Raw genomic sequence first — 21,346 nt, forward strand, 5'->3', positions numbered from 1 at the left:
CCTTTATCCATTATTTTGGTTCAGTATTTAATGAATCTTTTAACTTTTGTAATTCTGAATCAATTAATTTCTCAGTCTCCATTTTTTTGAATTCCTTATCTAGTTCCAATTGGTTACTTCTTAGCTCTTTGCTGACTTCGGCTTCCGCTTCATATTCCATCACTTTTTGTTCCATTCGTTCAAAACCAGCCTTGGCCGAATTTCGATTTCCTGTGTGGAAAGAACGATTTACTGATGTTTGTACTTTAGCAGTAAGGGTCCTTGCCTTTAGGGTATCTCTTCTCCTCACAAGCTCCTGATAATCAGCTTTCATTTCCCCTAATCGATTGCGCAAATCAGCTACATTTTGTTTAGCTTGTTCATGCAGATTCTCCAGAGCAGTAAGTTCTTGGCCGAGCTGAAGCTTGTTTTCCAATGTTTGTTTAGCCAGTTCTTCTTTACCAGCCTGAATAGCTTCTAAAGCCTGTGTATTCCGTTTTTCAATCAGCTTTTGCAAATCCGTAATTTTTCTGTATGTCAATTTTTCCTCTGCCATGACCTTAGCGGTTGTTTTCTCAGCCTCTTCTATTTCACTATTCATTTCTCTCAGGTATTGATCAGCCATTTTAATGGGATCCTCAGCCTTTTCGATGAGAGCATACAATTCAGAACTCACTACCGTCTTGATTCGTTTAAAAAACTCGAACATCATATCAACCTCCCAGGATAATCTTACCATTTTATACGCTTGAATATTACAGAAAGTTTCATAAATTTTACATATTTTCAAATTTTTATATATTTTAAAAAGCATCTCGAATGTATATATAAAAGAGCTCATTCATTTACTCTTCAACAAGCAATATAGTAAAATCTAAAAGCAAAGATTACCCTTTTAGAAAGGATATTGCATATGACTTTACCACGTTTAGATAATCAGGGTGAAATCCGTGAAATGGTGAATAACTTAAATAATGAGCTCGCTTATTCTATTTCCACCTTGTCGAAATTAAAAAATTCACCCAATGACCTAAAAATGGCTCATCAACTTGTGAAAATAAACAGTTCTGATCTATCTGCTATTTCTTCATTGGCAAATATATTGATTATTCATAATACAAAGGATACAACAGACGGACAAATCGCATCAAAATTATTAAAAGAATTATCCAATTCACATCCAAATCGAATCATCAAAACGCTTTCCAAAAAGATGATAAAGCAAAAATGGGGAGAAAAACATGAGACAAAATGAAATTCACCACATATGGGATAAAATCAAACCCATCACGTCTGATCCCGTAATCCAACAACAGCTTTGGGATATCCTTTTAAAAATAATAGAAAACGAAAGGGATTTACATGTCCAAAACTCACATGGGAGAGATTAATAGAGTGCAATGACCATTAGACCTCAAACTTTAAAGCAGGCGGAGAAAACCAATAAGTTTTTCTTCACCTGTTTTGCTTTTTATTCCTGACAGGCATTCTGCTAGTTGATAAGAGGTGGGCTACCCAAAAATCCTGATTCCTCTAATCCCATTATTCAAAAAAGCCTGGCAAGTCATTAAATGACTTACCAGACATTCTCACAAAACTCTATTTCATTTCCTGTACCCTAATTGTATACGATGACAAAGAAGCTGAACCTTTGGCATCTTTTAATTTTATATAATAGGTACCCTTTTTAAGGCTGATATTTAATACTTCGGTATCATTTGCAGCATATCTGTCAGAGCTCGCCATTAGTTTACCGTTTTGATAAATTTCAAATGCTCCATCAAGCTCCCTGCCTCCACTTAACGTAATTTGTCCGCTAAAGATCTTATCCAGCTGGAGCTTGTACCAATCTTCATCATTATTTTTTGTATTGAATGCATTAAATCGGCCTGTTTTCTCCCATTTTCCACTTGTTTTCTTAAAGCTGATTGGTTTTGACGGGGTATTTTTCTTTATAACAGTACCTGCATCTTCATCTTTATGGTTCACTTGATTAAGCTTAAATGTATATTGAGTTAATGAGAATGGTAAGTACTCCCCTTCACCAAAAATCCCGATAAAATATGATTTTCCCTTTTGGAAGTAATGTGACCCATATACACCCGCAGGGTCATAATAGGAATCTATATATTTAATTGTATCTAAATCCGCATCATCCACATTCTTGTTATTATTCTTATCTTCCATTACGGCAATATACGAATAAACATCGCCTTTTACCATTGCAGGAAGCCCGGATGTGCTTGGTTTATTATTATCGACCGTTAATGAATAGTTGCCTGATGCTTTAGCAGTATATCTAAAAGTATCTACATCTCCATATTTTGCATAATCCCCTTTAATGGTAGAAGAAGGCAAGGTTTTTACATTTACCATAGAATCATTATTCTCATATTTATCAGATGACTTACCTACCAAGCGTGATTTAAAGAAGTAAGGATCAGTAGAGTAGGAATCTGACATCCAGTCCATCTCTACCTTAATATAATAGGTTATTCCGCCTTCAAGCGAAGCATAAAACGTATTAAGCTTTTTACCGGTATACGGATCATAATTATCAGCAACTGTCTCAAGGAAACGGATTTCGTCACCATTTTCACCTTCATACTCAACAGCCTGATAGATGGAGAAAGCGTGCTTGGCTGTACCTAAATCAAAGGAGTGAATTCCTGCTGATGCCACATTTACTTTATACCAATCTTCGTCATAGCGTGACTGTAAATAGCCTGATCTTTCACTGGTTAATTTATATGGGATGGCTAATTCATTCAGCATCTCAATTGCGGAGTCATCGCCTTCCTCTTCCCAGGATTCTTCTTCATCATAGTATTCTTCTTCATCACCGCCATAAAGTGACTCAATCCCATCTTCGTCTTCAGGCATTATAACTTGGCTGGCACTAAAGATATATGGATCAGCATTTTGGCCGATTGCCCCAGTTATCTTGGTCGCTGTTGATTCAAATCCTTCCGAAAGAATAAAGAAGTCAAAGAAACTTTCGGAATAACCTTCATATTTATTAGAAATTTTAATGGTATAGGTTGTCTGAGGTTCAGCAGTAAATACATCTTGCTCACTTTCTCCGATACTGCCGCTGTTAATTTCTTGTTCAAGAACATTTTCAAATACCGGCCCTTCATCCTCAGGGTTATCTTCCTCGATATCTCCCTCGGTATCTTCACTTATTTCCTCTTTTTTCTCTTCAAATACATCTTTCCCTTTACCCATGTTTTCTTCTTCATCTTCATCTTCTTCACGAATATCTCTCAGGGCATAGACAAACATACTGACGTCCGCTCCAGGTGTACCGCTTACTGAAAGCTTAATATTTTCCTCTTGATCACCCGTTGTGATTTGATAATAATCATCGTCCCCATTTTCGCCAACAAGACGCATATTTTTATTCTGGGTTGAATAGGACAGCTTAGGTATAATAATTGGGTTTTCCTCACTAGATTCATCAGTTGGAACAGTTACTTTTTTAAATAACAATTCATACTCTGACAATTTACTTCCAGCCACATCGTAATTTCCACTAATATCTTTTACACCAACTGTCAAAGTCCCATCATATGGAGCTTTGAAATAATGCCCCTCTGTTTTACCTTCACTGACATCATCGATTTTTTTCGTGTTCGATTTATCTTTTCCATACATATTAATAAGTAATTGCGAATCAAAAACTTTGGATTCTTTTAAATTAATCTGATACGTTTCACCTTTTTTTACAGTATGTTTAATCCAGTGCTGCTCCAGTGGTTTCGTAAATGTTTTCTTCACTGTATAGTTACTTCCAACTGTTTTAGCATTTTTCAGAATCGCGTCCTTATTCCAAGCGGAAGCTGTTAAAGATGGAATGTTTTTGATATTAAAGCTTAATGCAGAAGATGGATTAATCAGTCCATATCCATGTTTCTTATCAAACCCCTTCGTACTTAAATCGGTAGCCGTTTTCTTTAAAATGTATTCTATCTGTTCTGGCTTTAGTTTAGGATATTTAGATAACAGCAAGGAAACCGTTCCAGTCACCATCGGAGCTGCCATCGATGTACCACTATAGGAAGCAAAGGTTGATTTTTTCTCATAATCGTAGATGGGTGCATAGATATTATCTCCAGGTGCCACTATATCTGTCGACACACCATAGGAGGACCAGGATGTCAGTGTTTTACTTTTATTGACTGCCCCTACACTGATTACACCCTCGTATGCAGCCGGGTACCCTTTCATTTCGGATCCTTCATTACCAGCCGCAGCTATAATGACAATCCCAGCTTCTTTCGCCTTTTTAATAGCAGTTTCCATAACTGGTGAACTCATTGGGCTTACTAAGCTTAGGTTGATTACCTTTGCTTTCTTTTTAATTGCATAATAAATACCTTCTGCGATGTTATAATCGTAGAAATCCATTTCTCTATTAAAAACATCAATAGATAAAATGGAAGCATTCGGATTAATTCCATATCCGCCAATTCCATTATTCTTCTCAGCTGCAATGATTCCGGCAACATGGGTACCATGATCCTCTGGCAATGATGCATTAATAGGATTATGGACATTATAGCTTGATATAATTTTGTTTTTTAACTCTGGGTGATTTTTATCAATCCCCGTATCAATCACGGCTACTAGTACTTTATTTTTTCCTGCTTTTTTCTGTGCTGCCGGTAAGTTTAGCAGATTATTATAATATTGTTGACTTACCTTCGGATCTGTTTTAACAGAGGACGTTTTATACTTCACACTTGGTGCAATAGAGGAAACATTCTTGGATTTACTTAATTCTGCATAGGCTTCTTTAGCTGCTGCAGCCGTTTTAAACTTTACAACTGAATACCCTAGGCTTCCTCCTGTCTTTACCACTTTACCCTTATATTTGTTCAGTATATTTTTAGATAAAGACCCACTGTGCTTGATAACCAAAGTATCTGCCTGAAGATAATCGTCGTATTTTTTCGTAGCTGTTTTATCAATTTGTTCTGTACTTCGGATTCCCTCTTCTTTCTGATTCATTGAACTTATTTTGTTTGCTGCGGCAAATACACCGCTCGTGCCTGTTGAAACCAGCATGGCAGTAACAGCCATGACGGACAATATTTTTCTCATCTTTTCTCCCCTTTATGTCTCCTTAATTTTTTATCAAAGACTATTACTAATTCGTTACAATTGTTTCAAATACCTTTCAATAACATAAAAAATATTTCGACAAATTCTACTATAAAAAAACTGTTCAGCGATAATGCCAAACAGTCAATTAATGATTTAAAAATACCATTTATCCCCTCTTTTTAATTTCCTATTTATCGGTTAATCAGTCCATATATATGATCTTTAATCCATAAGGTAATGTGGATGAATAAAAGGTTCGACTACCGACAACTCTTTTCCGTTCATCAAATACTCAAACCCTCAAATTTTTTCCTATTACATTTCTATGTTACAGATATTAAAAGGGGACTAACGTCATTAATCCATTTTTCTATAAGTAAACTATTGTCCAAGTCAAAAATAATAATTCAACGTAATCTGTTAATGTAAGACGTTTATCAAGTTATAGGAGGCTATTTTATGCAATATTTTCATGAAGATCTAATTAGGAAAGCGTTAGGAGAAGTAGAGGTACGTCAGTTGGATGAGTTTTCATCTCAAGAGCCAGTATCTGAGCAGTCCGCGGATCATAAAGGTGATAGTACATGTTCATGTAAAACAAGTTGGTCACACAACAAAAACTGTTGTCATTCCCACTGCAAAAAACGATCCTGTTCTTGCCACTCTCATAGCAAAAAATGGTCCTGTTCTTGCCACTCTCACAGCGAAAAATGGTCCTGTTCTTGCCACTCCCACAGTGAAAAATGGTCCTGTTCTTGCCACTCCCACAGCGAAAAATGGTCCTGTTGCCACTCTCACGGTGAAAAATGGTCCTGTTCTTGCCACTCTCACAGCAAAAAAAATTCCTGTTGTTCTCATAAACATGAACGCAGATGTTGTCTATGCAATAGACCCATTTACAATGAAGAATTTTATACTACAGTTCAAACAAAAAGATACTGGGACCAAGGCAATATGTATTTATTGCATCAAAAACTATAGGCAAAACAGTCGAAGTGCAGCATTTAAAAAAGATGGCTGCACTTGTTTTGAATACTACAATAGATGCCTTAGAAGTCCTACACTTTCGTATAAGGTAGATATCTTACCTTGTTATTAGTTAGGAGTAATATATAGCAAGATCAATCATATCATTTAGTCATCACTCGTTAATTCTGAACCTTTTATATATTGAGAAGGAGTCATAGATGTAATTCTTTTAAAAATCCGGCTGAAATAATTTACATCACTGTAGCCCACCAAGTATGCTATATCTGTAACTGACATATTTCCTGTAGATAAGTATAATTTAGCAGCTTCTATTCTTTTCATATTTATGAAATCTGTTATACTTTGGCCTGTTTCTATTTTGAATTTTTTTGACAAATGTGAAGCATTCACATGGACAGATTCCGCTATTTCATTAAGTGTTAGAGGATTTTCTAGGTTGAAATTAATATAGTGAACGGCATTTTTCACTATGGAACTATATTTTCGAGTGGAAAACTCATTTACGAGTTCACAGTATTCATCAATCATAGAAAATATAAGTTTGTTTAAATAGGGTAAATTGTCAGCTCGTTCAATCAGAATGGCATATTTTTCTGATATGTCATGTAGGTAAACGGGATGGACTCCTCCTTTTTCAGCAGCAAGTCTAAATAATGTATTTTCAACTAATGTTAAGTTTTTTGTCGATCGAATTGGATTTTCTGGCACCCTATTTTTCAGATGTACATCTGTTAAACCTGTTAATTGTTTTAATGCTCCTTCCTTATCCCCTCTTGCAATAGCCTCTAAGATTCTTTTTTCTATCTTGTAACGATATTCAATGATTTTTTTACGATCCTCTTCCTCCTGCTGAATAGGTTTTACTAAATTAGTTTGATTATTAATACTTGCTGTAACCAGCTGAGAAGATGAAATATAATCGTGAGGACACAAATTCACCAGTAACTCTCCTATACTTCTTATTTCTTCAATACTTAGGATTGACAAAGTCTCATAAAAATCCTGATATTGCTTTCTGTCACTAATGGATAAACTTTGAGAGGAGATAATTTGGCTGATAAATAAATCTGAAGGTAAATCAGACAAAAAAGGGCCAACCATCACTGTGCCTGCATATTGATCATCTTTCCAGATTCCAGCAAAAATACATTCCAATTTAGCTGAATTAATATAATGTATATATTCATTTTTTTTACTTGCCTTTAACAATTCCGTGATTGATTTATTTTCCTCTTCGTTATTCGCCAATCCACTTGGTATCTGGTGTTTAGCCATTAGGATAATTTTCTTCCCATCCAGGTCAAGCAGTTTAACATCCAATTTAACAATTGAACTGACCAGATTACATAGCTGCGCGTAAACTTTAATTTGTTCCTGATTCATTCTAATCATCCTTTAAATTTCTTCGTTTATTTTCATTATATAATGAAAACGCACTCAAAAACTAAAAATAATACTAAACAACCAAAAATTATACGATATTTTTTCTTGTATACCCCCTATAATAAAACTAATTCAGTAAACAATATGGTTAACAAGCAAATAATAAAAACTTATTGTTTATTGAAATACTTTATAAGCAGGGAGTTCGAAACATGAGAAAAGTATTTAATCTTAATGATGCATGGAAATTCATTAAAGAAAACGTACAAGATGCTATGAACCAAGTTTATGATGATGCGAAATGGGAAACCGTAAATGTCCCTCATACGTGGAATGCCATTGATGGAGCAAACGGATTTGACTTTTATAAAGGTGCATGCTGGTACAGAAAAGAATTCACTGTAGATACTGTGAATGCCGGCAATAAAGTATATATTGAATTTAACGGAAGCAATAGTGTAACGGATGTTTATGTAAATGGACAACATTTAGGTCAACACCGCGGTGGATATTCCATTTTCCGCTTCGATATCACAGATCTAGTAATATTTGGCGGTAAAAATACACTTGCTGTAAAAGTAGATAACACAGTTGTTGAAGATGTATATCCGCAAATGGCTGATTTCACTTTCTTTGGCGGTATTTATCGTGATGTTAATCTTGTTATCGCTAACCATGTTCACTTTGATTTAATGGATTATGGCTCCCAAGGGGTTTACATTATTCAAAATGAAGTGAATAAAGAACAAGCATCTATTACTCTCAAAACAAAACTAACAAATGATCTTGAAGAAGAGAAAAAAGTTCGTTTATGGGCTGACATTCTTGATGCTGAAGGTAAAACGGCTGCTTATGGGGCTCAAGAAGTCGTTCTTCCGGCTGGACAAACAACTGTCGTTGAATTACCAATTACCATTGAAAACCCAACCCTCTGGAACGGTCTTAAAAATGCCTATATGTATGAAGCAAATGTAACTTTAACAAGCTTCAACGATACAATTGATGAACTTTCCATCCCATTTGGTGTACGCTACTTTAAAGTGGATCCTGAAAAAGGCTTCTTCCTCAATGGTGAGCACCTGCGTCTGAATGGTGTTTCCCGTCACCAGGACCGTAAAGATATGGGTTGGGCAATTACTAAAAAAGAGCACAAAGAAGATATGGAATTCATCAAAGAAGTCGGTGCTACTTCCATTCGTCTGGCGCACTATCAACATGATCAATACTTCTATGATTTATGTGACCGTGAAGGTATGGTGGTATGGGCTGAAATTCCGTTTATCTCTGTCATGTCCAAAACTGAGCATGAAGGTATTAATGCTAAACAGCAAATGGTTGAGCTAATTAGACAAAACTACAACCACCCTTCCATTATTTTCTGGGGCGTTCAAAACGAGATTCAAATTGGCGGAGAAAGACCAGAAGTAAGAAGACTTGTTAAAGAACTTAATGAATTAACGAAAAAAGAAGATCCAACACGCTTAACTACCCAAGCCAATGTTATGTTTGTTCCTGACACGGATGAATATAACTATATCACTGATACTGTTGGTTACAACAAATACTATGGATGGTACCAAGGTAAAGCAGAAGATTTTGCTGACTGGATTGATGGATACCATGCTACCAATCCACAAGTTAGCCTTGGAATTTCTGAATATGGTGCTGAAGGTATTATCCAATATCACTCTAATGATCCAAAAGTAAAAGATTACACAGAAGAATATCATACTCTTTACCACGAAACCGTATGGAATATCTTTGCTGACCGTCCTTTCCTTTGGTCAACATATGTTTGGAATATGTTTGACTTCGGTGCCAACATTCGTGATGAGGGTGGCGTAAAAGGCAGAAATAATAAAGGTCTAATGACTTATGATCGTAAAATTAAAAAAGATGCATTCTATATGTATAAAGCTAATTGGTCAGATGAAAAATTTGTTCATATTACAAGCAAACGATTCGTTGACCGTGCTGATGATCAAATTACGATCAAAGTGTATTCTAACTGTGATGACGTAACATTAGAAGTAAACGGAACTACCTATACAGCAGAACGTAACCGTGCTGCCTTCATCTTTAGTGGGGTTAACTTGGAGGACGGCATGAATACAGTAAAAGCAATCGGAACATCAGAAGGACAAACTTTTGAAGATACTGCACACTTCAATAAAGTGGATGAGCCAAATCCAAGCTACCTAGTTCCTGAGAGTGATGCTGGCGGAGTAGTTGCGAACTGGTTTGACATGCCTGAGATTGATGAGGATATGGAAATCGAAGAACTGGTCATTACAGATGACGTTTATTCTACCCGCGATAAACTCGGTGAACTATTTAAAAATCCTGAAACCAGAAAAGTGATGGATAAATACTTAAAAGGTTTTAATGAAGAGAATCCAATGTTCGGTATGGCAGAAGGTATGGCCCTTGATATGATGGCATCCATGGCTGATGATATCTTCACTGAAAAAATGATGTATGCGATTAACAAAGAATTAACACAAATTAAAAAAGGTTAATCTTAGATCTGAAAGTAGCGATCCAGGCCTATACCAGGGTCGCTTTCTTTCCTATATTCCTGCAAAAAAAGAAGGTGTACGTATTGAAATCAATTATGTTATTTGGTGAAATGCTGCTGCGTTTAACACCTACAAACCATCAAATGTTGATCCAAGCTAGCCAATTGGATATGATGTACGGTGGTTCTGAAGCAAATATTGCTGTTGCACTCAGTAATTGGGGCGAAAAAACTTCCTATGTTACATGCCTTCCTGATAATAATATCGGGCTTGCCGCTGTCATGCAGTTAAGAAAATTCGGGGTCAAAACGAATCATATTGTTCATAAGGGTAAAAAAATGGGCTTATATTTCGTTGAACAAGGTCATTCAATCAGACCGACTGAAGTCACTTATGACCGTCAAAATTCAGCTTTTGTTGAAGCAAAGCCAAGCGATTATAATCTCGAAGCCATGCTTAGCGAAGCTAAATGGCTCCATGTCAGCGGAATTAGTTTAGGCGCCAGTGAACAGGCACGTGAAACGACAATGGAGCTCGTTAAGCTTGCTAAAGATAAAGGGATAAAAATTAGCTTTGATTTTAACTACCGTGCAAAATTATGGACTTTAGAAGAAGCCAGAAAAGCTTATATCGAAATCCTCCCTTATATCGATGTAATCATCGGTAGTTATTTGGATGTATTAACCATCAGACAAGAAAGTAAAGAAGTTCATACATTCGAAGAAAAAATAGCTTTACTTAAAGAGTTTCAAAAAGAGTATAATTTTGATCAAATCTATACAACTGAAAGAACCATGCTAGGTAATAATGTACAAGAATTACGCTGTGCTGTCATAACAGAAAATGAGCATTACACTTCCGGACCGGTTAAAGTAAATGTTCTTGAACGAATTGGTACAGGCGATTCATTTGTAGCCGGTGTATTATATGGCATTAACAACCAATACAGTCCCCAAGAAGTAATAAATTTTGCTTTATCATCTTTCGCTTTAAAGCATACTATTATCGGCGATTTCCAAATTGCCAGCAAAATGGACGTTCAACAATTTGATGTTGATAATGAAAAAGTCGTTATCAAACGATAAAATTCAGTTAACAGGTGCTATGGAATTAGCACCTGTTTTTTTATTTCCATTCTTTTTAATCTACTATCCTTGAAAAATATGTTTGAAGATCATACGAATTTGGAGATAGATATATGAAGTCTCAAAATATAAGCTGATATAGTTTACAGAAAGTGAGTCGAGTAATCATGCCATCGGAAATTCTAACTACAGACTTATTTATATTACTAGCATCCATTGTATTGATCATCGGAATCCTATCTACTAAATTTTCCGCAAAAATAGGAGTTCCTTCGCTTATCTTTTTCATAATGGTTGGAATGTTAATGGGAAATGAAACTTTCGGTGTTATCCATTTTACGAATGCTGGTTTAGCCCAAACAATCGGAGTATTTGCTCTGATAATTATTTTATTCGAAGGAGGTATACAAACAAAATGGACGTCACTGCGTCCCGTTATCCTCCCTTCCCTCTCACTTGCAACTGTAGGTGTTTTAATAACATCCGTAATTATTACGGTAGCGGCTCATTATATTCTAAATGTCGATTGGCTGATTGCCATGTTATTCGGGGCAATCGTTAGTTCAACGGATGCAGCAGCTATCTTTGCTGTACTGAAAGGAAAAAACATCCGTGACCGTACAGCTAATACATTGGAGGCTGAATCGGGTACCAATGACCCAATGGCCATTTTTTTAACCGTATCCTGTATTGAAATGATTACCTCATCTGAAATGAGTATAGGTAAATTGATTGGTTCATTTTTTCTTGAAATTGGACTAGGTTTACTACTTGGATGGGTATTAGGGAAAATAGCAGTTGCGGTCCTTAATCGTATTAATTTAGAATCAACGGGTCTTTATCCCGTTTTTGCCGTAACTTTCGCATTATTGACCTATGGGATAACGGCAAATATACATGGGAGTGGATTACTGGCTGTATACGTGATGGCGATTGTCATTGGTAACTCTGAAGTTGCCTATGAAAAGGCGACCCAGTATTTTGCAGAAGGATTCGCTTGGATGATGCAGATTTTAATGTTCATTATATTAGGATTGCTTGTTAATCCTGCTGATCTGTTTTCAGTGGAAATCGTTCTGAAAGGGTTATTGCTTTCTGTCATTTTAATCCTGATCGCACGACCGGCCGCTGTGTTTGTATCGACAATTAAAATGAACTTTAGCTTTAAAGAGCTCCTATTTCTTTCCTGGGCTGGCTTGAAAGGTTCAGTGCCGATTGTCCTTGCTACATTTCCCCTTCTTGCCAACATCGAGGATAGTCATTTAATTTTTAATGTTGTATTTTTTATTGTATTAACAAGCTGTTTAATACAAGGATCTTCTATTCCTTTTGTGGCTGATAAGCTTGGATTAGCAGGACCGGCAAGTGAAACACCTATGCATTCACTCGAAATTGTCTCACTTGGTAAAGCCAATGCCGAGATGGTGGAATACCAAATGAAACCAGATGCCTTCCTGATAGGGAAACCATTAAATGAAATTCCATTCCCTGACAATACATTGGTTAACGCTATCATAAGAGATGATAAATTGGTTACACCTACCGGAGATACTATTATCGAAGAAGGAGATTTTCTTTATATATTGACACCAAAAACAAAAAAAAGAAGTGTAAAACAATTACTGCAAAAGAAACAAAATCGTAAGAAGCAAGAATCAAATCACACGAATATAGAATTATAAAGTACTACTATATGAAACGTATGAATGATAGATTCAGAATTACGTACAAAAAGCCTCCTAGCGCACTGGTAGGAGGCTTCTTGCTTCTTATTAACTTGCTGTTACTTTAATCTGGTTTTCAATTACTTCTGCTTTAAATGTCTTTTTATCGGGGTGATCAAAGACACAGTCTGCAATTCCATCCTCAAGTTGTTCCTGAATGACCCTTCTTAAAGGACGTGCTCCAAAGGCAGGATTATATCCAAGATCAGCCAGCTTCTCTTTTACTTCATCTGTTACTGTCAGGTTTAATCCTTCATGGTCAAGCATTTCATATAACTCAGCAAGCATAATATCCACAATTTCAATTAAGTTCTCTTTTGTTAAAGATTTAAATTCAATGATGCTATCGAAACGGTTTAAGAACTCGGGTTTAAAATAGCTGCCTAGAGATTGAAGGATTGAAACTTCCTCCTCTACTCCTCCTGCACCGAACCCAACTTTCTTAACTTTCTCACTGACTCCTGCGTTACTTGTCATGATAATAACAGTGTCTTTAAAATTGACTGTGCGTCCCTGACTGTCTGTCAAACGTCCGTCTTCAAGGATTTGCAAGAACATATGCATGACATCTGGATGCGCTTTTTCAATTTCATCCAATAGGATAATGGAATATGGTTTACGGCGGACCTTCTCAGTTAATTGGCCAGCTTCTTCATGTCCAACATATCCAGGAGGTGAACCGATTAATTTTGAAACACTGTGTTTTTCCATATATTCACTCATATCTAAACGAATCATCGAATCTTTTGTGCCAAACAATTCTTCTGCCAATGCTTTTGATAGCTCAGTCTTCCCAACTCCAGTCGGACCGACAAATAAGAATGAACCAATTGGACGATTCTTGGCTTTTAATCCTGCACGGCTCCGACGAACGGCTTTAGCTACTTTTTTAACGGCTTCTTCCTGGCCGATTACTTTGTTGGTAAGTTCCTCTTGAAGCTTATTCATTCGAACGGTCTCATCTTCTTGCAGTTTACCAACTGGGATACCTGTTTTTTGTTCAATGATGTGCTGAATATCCTGAACGGTAACTTTTGGTTTCTCACCAGTACCTGTTTTAAGCATATTTTCCAGTTTTTCTTCTTCATCACGAAGTTTCGCTGCCTGTTCATATGCTTCTGCTTTTAAGGCCTGTTCTTTTTCTTTATAAATTTGTGCCAATCTTTCTTTTATTGCTTCTTCACCGTGATTTTCAATAGTCAGGTTCAATTTTGAACCAGCTTCATCCATTAGATCAATCGCTTTATCCGGCAAGAAACGATCCTGAATATATCGGTGTGACAGTTCGACCGCTGCTTCCAACACTTCATCACTATATTCAACGGAATGGTAGGATTCGTATCTCTCCTTCAATCCTTTTAATATGAGCAAGGCTTCATCAGTGGTTGGCTCATTAACCATTACAGGTTGGAAACGCCTTTCCAGCGCTCCATCTTTTTCGATTTGACGATATTCGTTTAATGTTGTTGCACCGACCAATTGTAATTCTCCACGGGCAAGCGCCGGTTTCAGTATATTCCCTGCGTCCATAGAGCCTTCGGCAGAACCGGCACCAACAAGCTGATGAATCTCATCAATAAATAAGATGACATTTTTTCTTGCTTGTAATTCAGCAATAAGTTGCTTCATCCGTTCTTCAAATTGACCGCGGATACCTGTATTAGATACCAGAGAAGCCACATCAAGAAGATACACTTCTTTATCTTTCAGTTTAAGCGGTACATTTCCCTCTCCGATTTTAAGTGCAAGTCCTTCCGCAATCGCTGTTTTACCTACACCAGGCTCACCGATCAGGACTGGGTTATTTTTAGTACGCCTATTCAAAATTTCAATGACACGTTTCACTTCTTCCTCACGTCCGATAACTGGATCAATTAATCCAGCTCTTGCATTATGAGTTAAGTTGCGGCCATATTGATCAAGTAATCCTCCGCCATGAGACTGCTGCGTCTGTGTTTTAACATGTTTTTGATTAGTCGGATCCATTGAACCTGGCATTCCTGACATAAATGAATCTCCATTGTTTTGTTTAAAAAATGAATCAAGTGAAAAAGGACTAAATGAATTGAAATTCATTCCGCTCATTTGAGCCCCTAATTTATTGCGTTCCTCTTTATAGCATGAAGAGCACAAATGATGATTTTCCTGATGTCCATTCACCCGTATTTGCATCTGTACAGTTGCTTGGTTTTGTTGGCATTTTTCGCAAACCATAAATGTCTCCTCCTTTTAATTACTCGAATTAAGTTTTCAAAATTAAATTTAAAATTGGTCAATCTGACTTTGACTATCTTTGACCTTAATACCATTATACTCTGACCTTTTTTGACTTTCAACTATTTTATACCCATTTGTCTATTTTTTTATTCCATATAATAAGGAAGCGGCACTCAACCGCTTCCTTGATTGTAATCTATTTAATTTGTAACAGCTTCTTTTACCTCATCGTATCGCAAGGTTGCCTGCGCTGCTGCCAGCCGTGCCAATGGAACGCGGTAAGGAGAACAACTTACATAATCCAAACCCATTTTATAACAGAAATCTATAGAAATTTTCTCACCGCCATGCTCCCCGCATATGCCTGTTTTCAAGTCTGGTTTTGTTTGTCTGCCCAATTTCACGCCCATTTCAACCAGCTTTCCCACACCTTCCTGATCAAGGACGGCAAAAGGATTTTCTGGCAGGACTTTATCTTCTATATAAGTTTGTAAAAACTTCCCTTCCGCATCATCCCGGCTGTATCCAAATGTTGTTTGAGTTAAGTCGTTAGTACCAAATGAGAAGAAATCTGCCTCTTCGGCAATTTGATCGGCAGTGAGTGCTGCTCTTGGAATTTCAATCATGGTGCCAACTGTGTATTTGAATGTTTTATTCGTTTCTTCCTCCACCTGAACCGCTGTGTCAATCACTAACTTGCGCATTTGTTTTAATTCATTTACATGGCCAACCAGCGGAATCATGATTTCAGGTTGAACCGGTATACTGCGGTCCATTAAGTTGGCAATCGCATAAAAAATGGCTTTTACTTGCATTCCGTATATTTCCGGATGAATCATCCCTAATCGGCAGCCTCTGTGTCCGAGCATCGGGTTGAACTCATCCAATTGACGAACCTTTTTTAATAATTGTTCTTTTTTAACTAATTCCTCAGAATCTGGATCTGTGATCTGAAGCTTTGTCACCTGTATAAGTAATTCTTCTTTATCCGGCAAAAATTCATGCAAAGGAGGATCTAATAAACGGATTGTTACCGGATTTCCTTGCATAGCCTCAAAAATCCCTTCAAAATCCCCTTGCTGCATTGGCAATAAGTGCTTTAACGCTTCATTTCTTTCACTTATCGTATCAGCAAGAATCATTTGTTGAACAAACGGAACCCGTTTAGCATCCATGAACATATGCTCCGTTCGGCATAATCCAATACCGCCAGCTCCAAATTCAAGAGCTTTTTTAGCATCCTCCGGATTATCGGCATTTGCACGTACTCCAAGTTTTCGTGCTTCGTCCGCCCATGATAATAACGTACGAAATTCATCCGATAATTCCGGATCAATCATTGGAATCTCTCCAAGCATAATTTCCCCTGTAGAACCATCGATTGTAATCGTATCATGATGTTTTATGACTGTATCGCTCACACTGAATTGTTTTTCTCTCAGATCAATCTTTACAGGTTCACAGCCGCATATACATGGTTTCCCCATCCCCCTGGCAACCACTGCAGCATGACTGGTCATTCCCCCGCGGCTTGTGACAATCCCCTGGGAAGCAATAATTCCATGAATATCGTCAGGTGTCGTTTCAGGTCGGACTAAAATAACTTTTTGTCCTTCATTCGCTAAACTTTCAGCTTCATTGGCATCGAATACAACAATGCCTGTAGCAGCTCCCGGTGATGCTGGAAGACCTTTAGCTATTTGATTCCGTTCAAATGTGTCATCGATTCGGGAATGAAGCAATTGATCTAATTGCTCCGGATCCACTCTCATCAGAGCTGTGTTCTTATCAATAATTTGTTCCTGCACCATCTCGACCGCAATTCTGATAGCTGCCTGTGCTGTACGTTTACCTGATCGTGTTTGAAGAATATATAATTGGCCGCGTTCAACCGTGAACTCTATATCCTGCATATCCAAATAGTGTTTTTCGAGTTGCTTGCATGTATTCACGAATTGTTTGTAAACATCGGGCATGTCACTCGCTAAAGTATGTATAGGCTGTGGTGTCCTGATTCCTGCAACAACATCTTCTCCCTGAGCATTAATTAAATATTCTCCATATAATACATGCTCTCCAGTTGATGGATTCCTGGTAAATGCTACTCCTGTACCGGAGTCTTCCCCCATATTCCCAAAAACCATGCTTTGAATATTCACTGCTGTTCCTAAATGTCCAGGTATCTTATTTAGACGTCGGTATACTTTTGCACGCTGATTATTCCAGGAATCAAAGACTGCCTTTACAGCTAAAAACATTTGTTGGCGTGGGTCTTCAGGGAAACGTTGTTTCGTATGCCTTTTAACAATATTTTTATATCCTTCAATAACAGCCATCCAGTCCTCAGCAGTTAATTCCGGGTCATTTTGATACCCTTTTTGTTCACGTACATCCTCAAGCAATTGCTCAAAATAAAATCCATCCACTCCTAGAACAACATCACTGAACATTTGGATGAAACGGCGATAAGAGTCATAAGCAAAACGTGGATTTCCTGTTAACTCTGCCATACCGACAACCGTTTTATCATTCATCCCGAGATTTAATACCGTATCCATCATACCGGGCATTGAAAAGACGGATCCTGATCTGACAGAAACTAAGAGTGGATTGCTTGGGTCGCCAAGTTTTTTACCCGTATTCTGTTCTAGGCTATACAGCGCTTCGAGAATTTGCTGTTCCATTTCTTCAGTAATTTGTTTTTCATTTTCATAATACGCGTTACAGGCTTCTGTACTGATGGTGAATCCGAATGGTACAGGAAGACCAATTTTCGTCATTTCAGCTAAATTTGCCCCCTTTCCACCCAGTAATTCTTTCATATCACTATTTCCTTCGTTAAAGAGATAAACGTAATTAGTCATCATGCATAGCTCCTCTCACCTTTTAAAATATCCAGAATAATACTCGCTGTTTCTTCAATAGCTTTATTGGAAACATTAATGATAGGGCAGCCGACTCTTTTCATAATTTTTTCTGCATAATCCAACTCCTCTAATATCCGCTCATAACTGGCATAGCTAGATTGAGAGGTTAATCCTAATGATTTTAGCCGTTCTTTACGGATAGCATTTAATTGATCAGGAGTAATAATCAAACCAATACATTTACTTCTTTTAATTTTAAATAACTCATCAGGCGGTGAAACTTCTGGAACTAACGGCACATTGGCCACCTTATATCCTTTATGCGCTAAATACATGGATAATGGAGTTTTTGAGGTTCTTGAAACCCCAATTAACACAATATCAGCATTTAAAAGACCCCTTGGATCTTTGCCATCGTCGTACTTGACTGCAAATTCAACTGCATCCACTTTACGAAAATAATCCTCATCCAATTGTCTTGTTAGGCCCGATCGATGGGTAGCAGATTTACGGAATTTTTCTTCAAAAGCATTTATTAATGGAGATAACAGATCAATGGCTACCACATTCACCTCTTTTGCCTGCGAATCCAAATGCTCTTTTAATGCAGGAATAACAAGTGTGTACGCAATAATTGAAGAATGCTGTTTTGCTAAATTTATAATTTCATCGATATCTTCTTCACTCTTCACATATGAATTTCTTCTGATTTCTACTTGTCCAACATTAAACTGCGTAGCAACCGCTTTTACTACAAATTCTGCTGTTTCACCAACAGAGTCAGATATGACATATACTATTTCCATGGTATCCATCGGCCCACTCCTTCTATAACCAAATTAACAAAAAATCAAATTATTATGATTAGGATAACTTAATAGTATCACCAATTATATGGAAAATAAAACAATTATTACATACTATTTAGATATTCAGTATATAACATTTTATTTCCCTCAAGTATTTAGGGCATAATGCCTCTTTATATTTAAATATATCTTAATTTTAAGTAAATTTTAAAAAATAATCTATACAATTTACTCCACAATAGTACAATAAAGTTAAACGAGAAATGGAGGTATCTATGAACGCCTTAACAAAACGGATGATTGTGAGATCCTTTGATTGCTTATCTGCATTGGATTTACCGAAAATATAAACCCTTTCACTTTTTAGGGAAATACTCAAGTCAGGCTCTTATGCACCCCATGTTCAAACTACATACCCATCATTGACCTATCCTTGTACATCCATCATCACAGGTAATTACCCCAAAAAACACGGAACTATAAACTATACATTTATGCAGCCAGGCAGGTAATCTCCTGATTGATATTGGTACAGATCATCTATCAAAAGAAACACCTCTGATTGTTTTGGGTGATCACAGCCCATTAGACGAGAATAAATCAATACAAATAAACACTCAGTTTAATCAAGAAAATCTTAAACATATTAAGAAAAAAGGAAATTGGCTAAATTGGAAGGCTTAGTGTAAATCCAGTGACGGATCGGCATATATTTACCTAAAAGATAAAAAAGACAAATTAACTTATGAAAGGGTACGGATGCTATTAACCAAAATAAAGGAGAACGATGACAACGGGATTGAACAAATATTGACTGGTTCCTAAGCAGATGAAATGGGGGCTGATCCTAACTGTACTTTCATGCTGAAAGCAAGAAAAGGATTTTATTTTATGGAATCATTTGAAGGCGTTTACATTAAACATATAAGCGCGGAAGATGTGAAGAGTGAACAAGACATACATTGACAGCACATAGATATTCTCCTCAAAAACCGGATTACAGACTGTTTTTTTGCATCCGGTAAAGAACATCAAAGCGGACAGATTATATCTGATATGCAGCTTGTAGATATTGGTCCTACATTAGTCAAAATAATAGGATTTAACTTGGAGATACAGACGGATAAAGTCATAGAAGCATATATTCAGTCTTATGAACAAAGGAGGAAGACAATGAGTTTAACAAAACAAGAAAAAAGTTGGGCTTTATACGATTGGGCTAATTCAGCCTATTCAATCGTGATTGTTACAGCCATCTTTCCCATTTATTTTAAAGCAGCAGCCGATGCCGCCGAAATATCGAGTGCCAATTCAACTGCTTATTGGGGATATGCCAATTCAATTGGGACTCTATTGGTCTCTATCCTCGCTCCCTTACTGGGGACGATTGCTGATTTTAAGGGGTATAAAAAACGTTTCTTTATCTTCTTTTTCTCTCTTGGTACTCTATTTACGTTAATGCTGGCAATCGTTCCTTTCAATCAATGGATCATTTTATTGGTTTGCTATATCATCACATCGATCGGCTTTGCTGGCGCCAATATTTTTTACGATGCTTTTTTGGTCGATGTAACAGATGACACAAAGATGAGCAAGCTCTCTGCGCACGGATACGCATTAGGATATATCGGAAGTACCATTCCCTTTATCATTGGGATTGCCCTTACCCTACTTGCGCAACAGGAAATCATTCCTTTATCGGTGACTGTAGCGATGCAGGCTTCTTTTATTATCACAGCCCTTTGGTGGGGGTTATTTACCATTCCGATGCTTAAGAACGTACAACAAACCTATTTTATCGAGCGTGTACCAAATCCAATCCGGATGAGCTTCAAACGTCTGAGTGCAACCTTTCAAAATATTCGGACCTATCGCAATTTGTTTATCTTCTTGATCGCTTACTTTTTTTATATTGACGGTGTGCATACCATAATCACGATGTCCACTGCTTATGGATCTGATTTAGGCTTTAGCTCAACTACCCTATTAATTGTCTTGTTTGTCACGCAAGTCATAGCTGCCCCCTTCTCTATTGCTTACGCCAGATTGGCAGCTAAATACAACGAAAAAACTATGATATTGGTCGGGATAGCCATCTACACATTTATTTGTATCTATGCTTATTTTATTACATCAGCGCTTGATTTTTGGATATTGGCTATCCTGGTTGGTACATCACAGGGCGGGATTCAGGCTTTAAGCCGCTCCTATTACGCTAAATTAGTACCGAAAGAGTCTTCAAATGAATTTTTTGGTTTTTATAATATTTTCGGGAAATTTGCAGCGATTACAGGGCCATTTTTAATGGGGATTACAACGCAAATTACTGGAAATACAAATATTGGTGTACTAAGTTTAGTAATCCTATTTATCATTGGCGGTCTGTTTATGCTTCGAGTACCGAATACAGCACATCATGCCCCTACTGTTTCTGCTAAATTATAGAGACTGAAGAGCATAAAATCTTTTTTATATAAAAGATATAAGAGAGGATAGAATAAGAAGCTTAATTAGAAGATGTTAGAGAGATTCTTCAAATTCTTTCGTAAACCCTACATTTAATTGACCTCACCTATTTGAGGTCTTTTATTATGTACTTTTTACCAATTATACAGATGCAGTGTATGAAATGAGGCATTTACACTGTTTAGGTAATTCTTCTCG

General features: G+C 37.0%; 12 protein-coding genes and 1 pseudogene. 7 read left to right on the plus strand and 6 right to left on the minus strand.

Features of this window, described 5'->3' with window-relative positions; all coding sequences use genetic code 11:
- Positions 1 to 10 precede the first annotated feature (10 nt).
- Positions 11 to 691: a PspA/IM30 family protein gene (locus tag AC4G3L_RS01415; RefSeq protein ID WP_491075193.1), complete on the minus strand. Its 681-nt coding sequence runs from the start codon at positions 689 to 691 to the stop codon at positions 11 to 13.
- A gap of 201 nt (positions 692 to 892) precedes the next feature.
- Between AC4G3L_RS01415 and AC4G3L_RS01420 the strand changes: the two genes are divergently transcribed.
- Complete coding sequence (locus AC4G3L_RS01420; RefSeq protein ID WP_491075194.1) at positions 893 to 1,234, plus strand: hypothetical protein; 342 nt, start codon at positions 893 to 895, stop codon at positions 1,232 to 1,234.
- A gap of 344 nt (positions 1,235 to 1,578) precedes the next feature.
- On the opposite strand, the gene AC4G3L_RS01425 is transcribed toward AC4G3L_RS01420, so the two are convergent.
- Positions 1,579 to 5,085, minus strand: coding sequence for a S8 family peptidase (locus tag AC4G3L_RS01425; RefSeq protein WP_491075195.1), 3,507 nt, complete (start codon positions 5,083 to 5,085; stop codon positions 1,579 to 1,581).
- A 577-nt stretch (positions 5,086 to 5,662) separates the two neighbouring features.
- Here AC4G3L_RS01425 and AC4G3L_RS01430 point away from each other — a divergent pair.
- Positions 5,663 to 6,187 (plus strand): hypothetical protein, encoded by a 525-nt coding sequence (locus tag AC4G3L_RS01430; RefSeq protein ID WP_491075196.1) that lies wholly within the window; start codon positions 5,663 to 5,665, stop codon positions 6,185 to 6,187.
- 35 nt (positions 6,188 to 6,222) lie between these two features.
- Here AC4G3L_RS01430 and AC4G3L_RS01435 read toward each other — a convergent pair whose 3' ends face one another.
- Positions 6,223 to 7,461, minus strand: a complete 1,239-nt coding sequence (locus tag AC4G3L_RS01435; RefSeq protein ID WP_491075197.1) for a helix-turn-helix transcriptional regulator — start codon at positions 7,459 to 7,461, stop codon at positions 6,223 to 6,225.
- Between the two features lie 212 nt (positions 7,462 to 7,673).
- Here AC4G3L_RS01435 and AC4G3L_RS01440 point away from each other — a divergent pair, with 212 nt between their 5' ends.
- The 3 genes from AC4G3L_RS01440 to AC4G3L_RS01450 all read left to right on the plus strand — a co-directional run bounded on the left by AC4G3L_RS01440 (position 7,674) and on the right by AC4G3L_RS01450 (position 12,747).
- A complete protein-coding gene (locus tag AC4G3L_RS01440; protein WP_491075198.1) occupies positions 7,674 to 9,980 on the plus strand; it encodes a glycoside hydrolase family 2 protein in 2,307 nt (768 codons plus the stop codon).
- An 83-nt stretch (positions 9,981 to 10,063) separates the two neighbouring features.
- Positions 10,064 to 11,065 carry a PfkB family carbohydrate kinase gene (locus AC4G3L_RS01445; RefSeq protein WP_491075199.1) on the plus strand — a complete coding sequence of 334 codons (1,002 nt, stop codon included), beginning with the start codon at positions 10,064 to 10,066 and terminating at the stop codon, positions 11,063 to 11,065.
- A 167-nt stretch (positions 11,066 to 11,232) separates the two neighbouring features.
- The gene (locus tag AC4G3L_RS01450) at positions 11,233 to 12,747 is read left to right on the plus strand and encodes a potassium/proton antiporter (RefSeq protein WP_491075200.1); all 1,515 of its coding nucleotides are present in this window, start codon (positions 11,233 to 11,235) and stop codon (positions 12,745 to 12,747) included.
- A gap of 90 nt (positions 12,748 to 12,837) precedes the next feature.
- Here AC4G3L_RS01450 and AC4G3L_RS01455 read toward each other — a convergent pair whose 3' ends face one another.
- The 3 genes from AC4G3L_RS01455 to AC4G3L_RS01465 all read right to left on the minus strand — a co-directional run bounded on the left by AC4G3L_RS01455 (position 12,838) and on the right by AC4G3L_RS01465 (position 18,688).
- The gene (locus AC4G3L_RS01455) at positions 12,838 to 15,003 is read right to left on the minus strand and encodes an ATP-dependent Clp protease ATP-binding subunit (protein WP_491075201.1); all 2,166 of its coding nucleotides are present in this window, start codon (positions 15,001 to 15,003) and stop codon (positions 12,838 to 12,840) included.
- A 203-nt stretch (positions 15,004 to 15,206) separates the two neighbouring features.
- Positions 15,207 to 17,870 (minus strand): pyruvate, phosphate dikinase, encoded by a 2,664-nt coding sequence (ppdK, locus tag AC4G3L_RS01460; protein ID WP_491075202.1) that lies wholly within the window; start codon positions 17,868 to 17,870, stop codon positions 15,207 to 15,209.
- The gene (locus AC4G3L_RS01465; protein WP_491075203.1) at positions 17,870 to 18,688 is read right to left on the minus strand and encodes a pyruvate, water dikinase regulatory protein; all 819 of its coding nucleotides are present in this window, start codon (positions 18,686 to 18,688) and stop codon (positions 17,870 to 17,872) included. Before AC4G3L_RS01465 ends, ppdK begins: the two co-directional genes overlap by 1 nt.
- A 362-nt stretch (positions 18,689 to 19,050) precedes the next feature.
- Here AC4G3L_RS01465 and AC4G3L_RS01470 point away from each other — a divergent pair.
- Together AC4G3L_RS01470 and AC4G3L_RS01475 are read left to right on the plus strand one after the other, a co-directional pair.
- Positions 19,051 to 19,194, plus strand: a pseudogene (locus AC4G3L_RS01470) (alkaline phosphatase family protein); the annotation flags it as partial.
- 661 nt (positions 19,195 to 19,855) lie between these two features.
- The gene (locus tag AC4G3L_RS01475; RefSeq protein ID WP_491075204.1) at positions 19,856 to 21,127 is read left to right on the plus strand and encodes an MFS transporter; all 1,272 of its coding nucleotides are present in this window, start codon (positions 19,856 to 19,858) and stop codon (positions 21,125 to 21,127) included.
- Positions 21,128 to 21,346 lie beyond the last annotated feature (219 nt).

It is taken from the genome of Bacillus sp. z33 (assembly GCF_058313615.1).

Coding starts and splice junctions, on each gene's coding strand:
- AC4G3L_RS01440 (WP_491075198.1), top strand. CDS start 7,674: ATGAGAAAAGTATTTAATCTTAATGATGCATGGAAATTCATTAAAGAA.
- ppdK (WP_491075202.1), bottom strand. CDS start 17,870: ATGACTAATTACGTTTATCTCTTTAACGAAGGAAATAGTGATATGAAA.
- AC4G3L_RS01465 (WP_491075203.1), bottom strand. CDS start 18,688: ATGGATACCATGGAAATAGTATATGTCATATCTGACTCTGTTGGTGAA.
- AC4G3L_RS01435 (WP_491075197.1), bottom strand. CDS start 7,461: ATGAATCAGGAACAAATTAAAGTTTACGCGCAGCTATGTAATCTGGTC.
- AC4G3L_RS01425 (WP_491075195.1), bottom strand. CDS start 5,085: ATGAGAAAAATATTGTCCGTCATGGCTGTTACTGCCATGCTGGTTTCA.
- AC4G3L_RS01455 (WP_491075201.1), bottom strand. CDS start 15,003: ATGGTTTGCGAAAAATGCCAACAAAACCAAGCAACTGTACAGATGCAA.
- AC4G3L_RS01450 (WP_491075200.1), top strand. CDS start 11,233: ATGCCATCGGAAATTCTAACTACAGACTTATTTATATTACTAGCATCC.
- AC4G3L_RS01475 (WP_491075204.1), top strand. CDS start 19,856: ATGAGTTTAACAAAACAAGAAAAAAGTTGGGCTTTATACGATTGGGCT.
- AC4G3L_RS01415 (WP_491075193.1), bottom strand. CDS start 691: ATGATGTTCGAGTTTTTTAAACGAATCAAGACGGTAGTGAGTTCTGAA.
- AC4G3L_RS01420 (WP_491075194.1), top strand. CDS start 893: ATGACTTTACCACGTTTAGATAATCAGGGTGAAATCCGTGAAATGGTG.